The organism is Limimaricola litoreus, from assembly GCF_024159025.1.
Taxonomy (GTDB): Bacteria; Pseudomonadota; Alphaproteobacteria; order Rhodobacterales; family Rhodobacteraceae; genus Limimaricola; species Limimaricola litoreus.
Window position 1 is genome coordinate 1 of sequence record NZ_JAMYXC010000226.1, and the last position, 1,458, is coordinate 1,458.

At 70.9% G+C, this 1,458-nt stretch carries 1 protein-coding gene; it reads left to right on the forward strand.

Translation table 11 applies throughout. The features are described from left to right. A partial coding sequence (locus NHG85_RS14920) for a PDDEXK-like endonuclease domain-containing protein (RefSeq protein ID WP_253333753.1) occupies positions 1 to 1,458 on the forward strand: 1,458 nt, incomplete at both ends.

The window sequence follows — 1,458 nt, forward strand, 5'->3', positions numbered from 1 at the left end:
GGCGAGGCGCTGCGCCGCGCAGGCGGGGGGCTGCCCGCGCGCGATACGGTGCCGCGCGCCTCCGAGCTGGGGCTTCTGCGCCACCAACTCGGGCTCAAGCGCCCCTCCATGCCCATCCGCCAGCTTTTGGGCCAGATGCCAGAAAGCCTGCCGCGTCTGGCCCCTTGCGTGCTGATGTCGCCGCTGTCGGTGGCGCAGTACCTGCCCGCCGGTCAGCCCGCTTTCGACGTGGTGATCTTCGACGAGGCGAGCCAGATCACCACGTGGGACGCGATCGGCGCCATCGCGCGCGGGCGGCAGGCGATCGTGGTGGGCGACCCCAAGCAGCTGCCGCCGACCAATTTCTTCGGGCGTTCCGAGGAGGATGAGGAGGAGGAGGACGCCGAAGGCCTCGCCCTGCGCGACATGCCCTCGATCCTCGACGAGGTCGCGGCCTCGGGCGTGCCGGTGCGCAGGCTCGACTGGCACTACCGCAGCCGCGACGAGGCGCTGATCGCCTTTTCGAACCATTTCTACTACGACGGCGGCCTCGTCACCTTTCCCTCGCCGGGCACGGGCGGCGATGCGATCACGCTGCACCGTATCGAGGGGCGCTATGGCCGGGGCAGGGGCCGCACCAACATCGAGGAAGCGCGCGCCGTCACCGCGATGATCCGCGCGCGGCTCGTCGCCGAGCTGGACCGCCCGGAGGCCGAGCGCCACAGCCTCGGCGTCATCACCTTCAACGCCGATCAGCAGGCGCTCATCCTCGATCAGCTCGACGCGCTGCGCCGCGAAATGCCCGAGCTGGAATGGTTCTTCGAGGAGGCGCGCGAGGAGCCGGTGATCGTCAAGAACCTCGAGAACATCCAGGGCGACGAGCGCGACGTGATGCTGTTCTCGGTCACCTTCGGGCCGGATCTCGCGGGCAAGCTTTCGATGAACTTCGGCGCGCTCAATGCCGAAGGCGGGGAGCGGCGGCTCAACGTCGCGATCACGCGGGCGCGGCGCGCGCTGCATGTCTTTGCCTCTTTGGGGGCCGAGGACATCGACCTGGGCCGGACCCGGGCGCGCGGCGTGGCCGATCTCAAGGCCTTTCTAGATTATGCCGAGCGCGGCGCCGTGGCGCTGCCCGCGCGCGACGAGGGCAGCCTCGGCCCCGCCGAGAACCCCTTCGAGGAGGCGGTGGCGCGCAGCCTCGAGGCCAAGGGCTGGGAGGTGCGCAGCCAGATCGGCGTCTCGGGCTACCGGATCGACCTCGCGGTGGTACATCCCGACCGGGGCGGGACCTATCTCGCGGGCGTCGAATGCGACGGAGCGACCTATCATTCGGCCGCCACCGCGCGCGACCGCGACCGGGTGCGCCAATCGGTGCTCGAAGGGCTGGGCTGGCGGATCGAGCGGGTCTGGTCGACCGACTGGTTCCGCGCCCCCGCCCATGTGGCCGAGCGGCTCGACGGGCGGCTGCGCGAGGCGCTG